At 59.9% G+C, this 8,052-nt stretch carries 8 protein-coding genes; 7 read left to right on the top strand and 1 reads right to left on the bottom strand.

Annotated features, from left to right (window positions below):
* Positions 1-171: 171 nt before the first annotated feature.
* Positions 172-2,088, top strand: coding sequence for a biosynthetic arginine decarboxylase (speA, locus tag VJ604_RS00935; protein ID WP_324079504.1), 1,917 nt, complete (start codon positions 172-174; stop codon positions 2,086-2,088).
* Between the two features lie 241 nt (positions 2,089-2,329).
* Here speA and VJ604_RS00940 read toward each other — a convergent pair whose 3' ends face one another.
* Entirely contained in the window at positions 2,330-2,818 is a 489-nt protein-coding gene (locus VJ604_RS00940) for a ferritin-like domain-containing protein (protein ID WP_324079505.1), read from the bottom strand.
* A 262-nt stretch (positions 2,819-3,080) separates the two neighbouring features.
* On the opposite strand from VJ604_RS00940, the gene VJ604_RS00945 reads away from it, so the two are divergent.
* From VJ604_RS00945 to VJ604_RS00970, 6 genes are all read left to right on the top strand, one after another.
* A complete protein-coding gene (locus VJ604_RS00945) occupies positions 3,081-3,680 on the top strand; it encodes a YceI family protein (protein WP_324079506.1) in 600 nt (199 codons plus the stop codon).
* 173 nt (positions 3,681-3,853) lie between these two features.
* On the top strand, positions 3,854-4,087 hold the full coding sequence (locus tag VJ604_RS00950; RefSeq protein WP_324079507.1) for a chaperone NapD: 234 nt from the start codon (positions 3,854-3,856) through the stop codon (positions 4,085-4,087).
* A gap of 42 nt (positions 4,088-4,129) precedes the next feature.
* A complete protein-coding gene (locus VJ604_RS00955; protein WP_324079508.1) occupies positions 4,130-6,436 on the top strand; it encodes a molybdopterin-dependent oxidoreductase in 2,307 nt (768 codons plus the stop codon).
* Between the two features lie 69 nt (positions 6,437-6,505).
* Positions 6,506-6,820, top strand: coding sequence for a hypothetical protein (locus tag VJ604_RS00960; RefSeq protein ID WP_324079509.1), 315 nt, complete (start codon positions 6,506-6,508; stop codon positions 6,818-6,820).
* Entirely contained in the window at positions 6,817-7,206 is a 390-nt protein-coding gene (locus tag VJ604_RS00965) for a hypothetical protein (RefSeq protein ID WP_324079510.1), read from the top strand. Before VJ604_RS00960 ends, VJ604_RS00965 begins: the two co-directional genes overlap by 4 nt.
* A gap of 276 nt (positions 7,207-7,482) precedes the next feature.
* Entirely contained in the window at positions 7,483-7,713 is a 231-nt protein-coding gene (locus VJ604_RS00970) for a hypothetical protein (protein ID WP_324079511.1), read from the top strand.
* The last annotated feature ends 339 nt before the right edge of the window (positions 7,714-8,052 follow it).

The raw sequence follows: 8,052 nt of genomic DNA on the forward strand, positions 1-8,052 counted from the left end.
TTTGCTGCACTCCCCTCGCCCCTTTAGGGGAGAGGGGGAGGGGGGAGGGCGCGTTTTTTGGCAGCATCGCGGCAACCCTCACCCGCCCTTCGGGCACCCTCTCCCTGAAAGGGCGAGGGTATTTTGAGTTAACCCCTTACACCTTAACTTAATGCATCTGGTGAACTGAACATGGCGAAATGGACCGTTAACGATTCCTCCAAGGTTTACAACATCGACAACTGGGGCGCCGAACTCTTCTCGATCAACAAGAAGGGTAACGTCTGCGTGCATCCCTCCCCCAATTCGAAATACTCCATTGACCTGCGCATGCTGGTGGACGACCTGATCAAGAGGAAGATCAAGCCTCCCATCCTGCTTCGGTTCATGAACATCCTGGAGGGGCGCATCGCCTCCATCAGCCGCGTCTTCAAAAACGCCATCCAGGACAACAACTATCCGGCCAAGTACCAGACCTTCTACCCGATCAAGGTGAACCAGCAGCGCCAGGTGGTGGAGGCGATCGCCAACTTCGGCAAGAAGTACAACATCGGCCTCGAGGTCGGCTCCAAGCCGGAGCTGGTGGCGGCCATCTCCATGTCCACCGGCAGCAACCTCCCCATCATCTGCAACGGCTACAAGGACACCGAGTTCATCGAGACCGTGCTCTTCGCCACCCGCGTCGGCTACGACATCACCATCGTGGTGGAGAAGCTCTTCGAACTGGAGAAGATCGTCGAGGTCGCCAAGCGGACCGGCATCACCCCCAAGCTGGGCATCCGGGTGAAGCTCTCCTCCAAGGGGATCGGCAAGTGGGCCACCTCCGGGGGCGAGGACGCCAAGTTCGGCCTGCGCATCTCCGAGATCATCGCCGCCATCGACATGCTGAAGTCGAAGGGGATGCTCGACTGCGTGAAGCTCTTGCACTTCCACGTGGGAAGCCAGATCACCAAGATCGACAAGATCAAGAACGCCCTCATCGAGGGGACCAGGATCTACGTCGAGATGAGGAAGCTCGGGGTGGGGCTGGATTTCCTGGATATCGGCGGGGGGCTGGGGGTCGACTACGACGGCTCCAAGTCGAGCTACTTCTCCAGTGTCAACTATTCGCTGGACGAGTACGCGAACGACGTCATCTACCAGGTGAAGAACATCTGCGACGAGGCGGGGGTCCCCTGCCCGAACATCATCTCGGAGTCCGGGCGCGCCACCGTCGCGCACTACTCGGTGCTGGTGACCAACGTCCTGAACAACAACCCCAACACGCTGCTGCCGGAGTTCGACTCCATCCTCACCGATCCGGAGAAACTCGCCTCGCTCTCGCCCACCGTGAAGAAACTGGTGGACATCTACAAGAGCATCGACCGGCATTCGCTCAGGGAGGACTACCACGACACCATCCAGCTGATCCAGGAGTCGGTCTCCCTCTTCAACCTGGGCTACCTGAACATGAACGAGCGGGCGAACGCCGAGTGGATCTGCTCCAAGATCATCAGGAAGATCAACTCGATCGTCGAGAAGATCAAGCCGATCCCGGAGGAGCTGCAGAACTTCCAGCTCTCGCTTAGGCAGACCTACTTCACCAACTTCTCGCTCTTCCAGTCGATCCCCGACTCCTGGGCGATCGACCAGCTCTTCCCGATCGTGCCGATCCAGCGGCTGGACGAAAAGCCGGACGTGCTTACCTCCATCGCCGACATCACCTGCGACTCCGACGGCGAGATCACCAGCTTCGTCGGGCAGAACGGGCGGACGAAGGCGCTGCCGCTGCACAAGATCAATGGCGATGACGACTACTTCATCGGTTTCTTCCTGATCGGGGCCTACCAGGAGATCCTGGGGGACATGCACAACCTGTTCGGCGACACCAACGCCGTGCACATCACCTTCAACAAGAAGACCAACTACAAGATCGACACGGTCATCACCGGCGACGCGACTTGGGAGAGTCTCAAGTATGTGCAGTACGACGCCTCCGAGATCCTGAAGCGGGTGCGCAACAACCTGGAGACCAACGTGGCGCTGCAGAAGGTGTCCATCGAGGAGAGCAGCCACTTCCTGGAACTGTTGGACAAGACCCTGCAGTCCTACACGTACCTGGGCGAGTAGCCCGGAACCCCATCCTCACCCTGTCCCTCCCCTTGAAGGGGAGGGGACGTTAGAGTGCCTACTCAAATAGATGAAGTTTCCCCATCGCGTTTCCCCTTGATAAAGGGGGGGCAGCGGGATTGCTTCTGTCGGTGATAGTCGAAACAAACAAAAGCCGTCCTTTCCATAGTGGAGGGACGGCTTTTGTTTTTCTGAGGGAATGGGAAAGGAGAGCGGGGTGACTGGTGACGCCCCCGCACTGTTACAGTTCGTGCAGGTTGCTGAACTCCCGCCACTCCAGGTAGTATTTCGGCCTCATCACGAAGTCACAGATGTTTTCGATGATGTTGTAATGCTTCTTTTCCTCATTGGCCATCTTCAGGTAGAGTTGTACGATTTCGGGATTGGCCTCTTTCGTCGCCATTTCCTCGTAGAGCTTGATGCTGTCGGCCTCCATCTTAAGTCCCACGTGGTAGGCGTCTAAGTCTTCGTGCAGTTCCTTTTCGATCAGATCTTTGTGCTGGATAAGCTCGGTGAAGACGGTTCTGGCATGGTCAATCGCGCGTGAGTTCACCATCTGAAAAGTTTTACCTTCCTTGAGGTCGCGGAAGATATCGAAATGCTTTTGCTCGTCTGCGGCCAACCCGCGGAAGATGGTCCGGAACCCCGGGACCTTGGTGGAGGCGGCCATCTCCTCGTAGCACGCCTTCCCCTGCAACTCCATCTTCATGGCGAAGTCGAATACATTCATCGTGCGTCCTCCCTTGTAAGTCCACTGTGAAACCGGACATTTCTGTGAATTCTCACATAGCGTAAGTCAATGTCAAGGAACCACCTCTCTCTGTCGCCGCTGCAGCCAGCTTGCCGCCAGTGGCTTGAGAGCTTGTGGGACTGTTATTGCCCCGGCTCGATCTGGACAAGAAGAGGCTGAGTGATATCATCCAACGTGGTGCAATACTCTCAGCAGGGCTACTACGCCGACATCTCGTCAGCTTGTCAATGGAGAACGCGGTATGAAAAAGGCACTGATGTCACTAACAGCGGCAGCTTTTCTTATGCTGCCAGTCATGGCGCAGGCCTCCACCTGGAAGATCGACCCGGATCACTCAAGTGTCGGCTTCAAGGTCCGGCACATGATGGTGTCCAATGTCAAAGGGACCTTCCACAAGTTCAGTGGCACGGTCAAGGTGGACGAGAACGACCTTGCCAAATCCTCGGTGACGGCAACCATCGAAACCGCCTCCATAGATACCGGGGTCGGGATGCGGGACAAGGATCTCAAAAGCGACCATTTCCTGGACGTGGCCAAGTATCCCACCATGACCTTCGTTTCCACCGGCGTCGCCAAAAGTGGGGCCGAGGGGCTGAAGGTCACCGGCAACCTGACGCTGCACGGCGTCACCCGCACGGTGGTCCTGGATGTGGAGGGGCCGAGCCAGGAGGTGAAGGATCCTAAAGGAAACGTGAGACGCGGCGCTTCCGCCTCCACCAAGATCGACCGAAAGGATTTCGGCCTCACTTGGAACAAGGTGATGGAGGCCGGCGGAGTGATGGTAGGTGACGAGGTCACCATCAGCATCGAGGTGGAGATGGTGCAGATGGCCGAGCCGTAGTGCCCCCCTGGAAGAAGTGCCCCTTCCTTCTTTTTCCCCTCAGCCTGAAACGCTACTAATTTGACTTAAGTCAAATCTTTTCCCGAAAAATGGAAAGATCATGGATCGCCGTTTCATGACAAACAGAAGCCGTTTCCTCCGGTTCAGCCGGCGGGATGGCGGGAGGTGACGATATGCCGATCTCTGGTGTGCTGCTAACCTGCAATCCGCAAAAATGCACAGCCGCTGCCGAGGCGATCTCCGCCCTGCCGGGTGTGGAGGTGCACGATATCCTGTCGCTGGGGCGGATCGTGGCGGTCATCGAGGCGGACGACGTGGAGCGCGAAGTAGAGCTGGTTTCCAGGATGCACGAGATCGAAGGGGTCAACTCCGTGCGCCTTGCCTACCACAATTTCGAGGATCTCTGAGAGTTCTGCCGTCGCTGCATCGAAGAAGAAAGGGGATTAGTCATGGAAGTCAGCAGGCGCAGTTTTCTCAAAGCCAGTGCGGCGGCTGCGGCCTTGGCCGCTGCCGGAGTCACTCTCCGGCCGGGTTCGGCCCTGGCCGACGAAGCGGGAGTTACCTGGGGCAAGGCCCCCTGCCGGTTCTGCGGCACCGGGTGCGGCGTGCTGGTCGGGGTCAGGGACGGCCGGATAGTGGCCACCAAGGCCGACCCGGAGGCTGACGTCAACAAGGGGCTCAACTGCGTCAAGGGGTACTTCCTGGCCAAGGTGTTATACGGAAAGGACCGGCTGACCACGCCGCTGATCCGGAAAAATGGCCGGCTGGTGGAGGCGAGCTGGGAGGAGGCCATGACCCTGATCGCCTCCAAGTTCAAGGAGTCCATCGACAAGTTCGGTCCTGACTCGGTGGCGATCTACGGTTCCGGGCAGTGGACCATCTTCGAGGGGTATGCCGCCAGCAAGCTCTTCAAGGCCGGCATCGGCACCAACAACATCGAGGCTAACGCCCGTCTCTGCATGGCCTCCGCGGTCACCGGCTTCATGACCACCTTCGCCAGCGACGAGCCGATGGGTTGCTACGACGACCTCGACCATGGCAACACCTTCTTCCTGTGGGGAGCCAACATGGCGGAGTGCCATCCCGTGCTCTTCTCGCGGATGCTCGATAACCGGCTCAACAACCCCGAGGTGAAGATCATCGACTTCGCCACCCGCCGCACGCGCACCTCCCTTATGGCCGACCGCTACGTCCGCTTCAACCCGCAGACCGACCTCGCCCTCCTGAACGCCATGGCGCACGTGATCATCCGGGACGGGCTGCACGATCCGAAGTTCATCGAGAACCACGTGGTCTTCAAGAAGGGGAAGGAGAAGATCGGCTACGGGCTGCAGGACAAGTTCAAGTTCGCCGACGAGCCGCAGTTGATCGACTTCCAGGCCTACCGGGAGTTCTTGAAGCCGTACACGCCGGAGCACGCGGCCTCGCTCTCCGGGGTGCCGGCGCAGACCATCGTGGAACTCGCCCACCTCTACGCCGACAAGAACCGGAAAGTGGTCTCGCTCTGGACCATGGGCTTCAACCAGCACACCCGCGGCACCTGGGTGAACAACCTCGTCTACAACCTGCACCTTTTGACCGGCAAGATCTGCCAGCCCGGTCAAAACCCGATGTCGCTCACTGGCCAGCCCTCCGCCTGCGGCACCACCCGCGAGGTCGGCACCTTCACCCACCGCCTCCCCGCCGACATGGTGGTCAGCAACCCGGAGCACCGGGAGAAGACGGCCAAGATCTGGGGGGTGGACCCCAAGAAGATCCCGGCCAAGCCGACCTATCACGCCGTCGAGATGTTCCGCGCCTTCGACCGGGGGGACATCAAGGTGCTCTGGAGCCAGGTGACCAACCCGTTCCAGTCGCTCCCCAATCTCGCCCGCTACCGCAAGGGGGCGCACAAGGGGGAGGGGCGATTCCTGGTCGTCTCCGACATCTACCCCAACCGCTCCACCGAGCTTGCCGACGTGGTGCTGCCGTCCGCCAGCTGGGTCGAGAAGGAGGGTGCCTTTGGGAACGCCGAGCGCCGCACCCAGCAGTGGTTCAAGATGGTCGATCCTCCCGGTGACGCGAAGAACGATCTCTGGCAGACCATGGAACTGGCCCGCCGCCTGGGGTACGGCTCCCTCTTCCCCTACAGCTATCCGGAGAAGGAGATCTGGGAGGAGTACCGCAAGTTCGGGGAAGGGCAGGGAAAAGAGCTGGCCCCCTACGAGGAGTACGCCAAGCACCGCGGTCTGCGCTGGCCGGTGGTCAACGGCAAGGAGACCCGCTACCGTTACCTTGAGGGGGAGGACCCCTACGTGAAGAGCGGCGAGGGGATCAAGTTCTACAAGAACAAGGCGGACCACTACAAGGCGGTCATCTGGGCTCGCCCCTACGAGCCGGCGCCCGAGGTCCCTGACCACCAGTACCCCTTCTGGCTCTGCACCGGGCGCGTGCTGGAGCACTGGCACACAAGCACCATGACCGGACGGGTGCCCGAGTTGAGGCGCGCCTACCCGGAGGCGGTTTGTGAGATACACCCGGACGACGCGCACAGGCTGGGGATCAAGCACCTGGGCAAGGTGAAGGTGAGCTCCCGGCGGGGCAGCGTCGTGCTGACGGCCGACCTGCACGGCCGGGGGAGGTCGGAGAAGGGGAACGTCTTCGTGGCCTTCTTCGACGAGGCAAAGCTGATCAACGACCTCTGCCTGGACGCCTACTGCCCCATCTCGGGGGAGCCGGACTACAAGAAGTGCGCGGTGAAGCTGGAAAAGGCGTAGGGGCTGGACGCCTGAAAGTACAAAACGGAAGATGTATCGCTGATCAGGATCTGATTTAGGAGGCCTGCCGTGAAGATAGTTGCCTGCTGCTCCTTGTTGTTCTCCCTAATGGTCGCCGCGGCCGTTCCGGCGCTTGCCGCCGACGCCCATCCCAACTACGACGCGGACGCGCGTTTCGCGGAGGGGAACCCGCCGCTCATCCCCCACCGTATCGACGAGGGGATGAAGGCGCCGCAGTGCCTTGGCTGTCACATGCCTCCCGGCAAGGCGACCCTCTGCCCGCACCCGGTCCGGATCGCCTGCACACAATGCCACCTCGGCTCGGTCGCCGACGCGGCTCCCCCGGCAGCGCAGGCTGGAACCCGGGCCAAGGGGAACAAGTGAAGCTGACTCGGAAGCAATTCCTGCGGCAGGGCATCTTCTCCCTCGGCAGCTCGGTGCTGGAGCTGGCAACCGGCCTGCGGGGGGAGCCGGCGGCCGTACCTGTTGAGCAGGAGGAGCCTGAGCTGCAGCCGCGGCCGGACATGGTGGCAGTCCCGGTCGGCTCACTTTGCCTGGCCCGCAACTGCGGCTGTCTCGCCTGCGTGGAACGCTGTGAGGCGGACGCCATAACCCTGGTGCCGGGCAAGGGGATCGTGATCGACCCCGCTTTGTGCACCGGCTGCGGCAACTGCTGCTACCTCTGCCCGGTCACTCCGAAGGCCGTTGCCCTTACCGCTCGGGAGCTCCCGCCGGCTCCCAGATCAAGCACTCTGGAAACCACCGCATAGCCAGCATATACACCCCTTCATTTTCCGATAAATTCATCTTATTTCGGTTACTTATCCCAGATTGTCATTCCAGCTATTCTCTGCCGGTCCTGCAGGTGTATCCTGCCGCTATACAACCCGCTCCAGCCTCTCTGGACAAGCAGCTGCTGGTTTAAAGCAAAACCGCGCAATTACGATATCTTACCTCTGGTGACTCGACATCCCTCGCAGTCGGCACGCTTAATGCTAACCAGTAGACATCGAGCTGTTGATCATTCGGACCAAGAGGAGGATGTCATGAAAGCACCTATCAACGTACTCGTCGCGATGGCAGCGTCCGCAACGTCGGCTTTCGCCGCAAACGGTGCGCAGGCCGATGAGCCTGGCATCCTCTGCTGGGCCTTCATGGGCTTTTGCGCCGTCATCATCGCCGGGCAACTGGTTCCAGCCGCCATGCTGGTCATCGGCGCCGCAAAGGCGCTGGTCGGCAAGCAGGAGACGGTGAAGGGGAGGGCCATCGGTAGCTAGCGCACACGCCCAGTAGAGAGCACGGAAAGACCGGGGAGCCGCTCGAAAGAGCGGCTCTTTCTTTTGCCTTCAGCGAACAAGGACCGCCTCCCTTCAGATCTGACAACTCCTCGCACTTTTCGTCGATGGCCTGTGTCTAATTGGTAATACATCTGTGCAAACCTTTGCTCCTCTCCTCGTTTCACACCACCTGTCCCGGCTCCCAGCGCGAAAACATCATAAGAGAAAACTGTTTTAAAAATGTTGTCCAGGCCCGGCTCCATCTTCAGGATCCCCTGCCAACAGGGGCTGCCGTTGTTTTACCGCAATTTATATGACCAAACTACAACTTTGTTTAAC

Origin of the sequence: Geomonas sp. (assembly GCF_035254065.1) — a bacterium.
Classification (GTDB): domain Bacteria; phylum Desulfobacterota; class Desulfuromonadia; order Geobacterales; family Geobacteraceae; genus Geomonas.

Coding starts and splice junctions, on each gene's coding strand:
- speA (WP_324079504.1), top strand. CDS start 172: ATGGCGAAATGGACCGTTAACGATTCCTCCAAGGTTTACAACATCGAC.
- VJ604_RS00940 (WP_324079505.1), bottom strand. CDS start 2,818: ATGAATGTATTCGACTTCGCCATGAAGATGGAGTTGCAGGGGAAGGCG.
- VJ604_RS00945 (WP_324079506.1), top strand. CDS start 3,081: ATGAAAAAGGCACTGATGTCACTAACAGCGGCAGCTTTTCTTATGCTG.
- VJ604_RS00950 (WP_324079507.1), top strand. CDS start 3,854: ATGCCGATCTCTGGTGTGCTGCTAACCTGCAATCCGCAAAAATGCACA.
- VJ604_RS00955 (WP_324079508.1), top strand. CDS start 4,130: ATGGAAGTCAGCAGGCGCAGTTTTCTCAAAGCCAGTGCGGCGGCTGCG.
- VJ604_RS00970 (WP_324079511.1), top strand. CDS start 7,483: ATGAAAGCACCTATCAACGTACTCGTCGCGATGGCAGCGTCCGCAACG.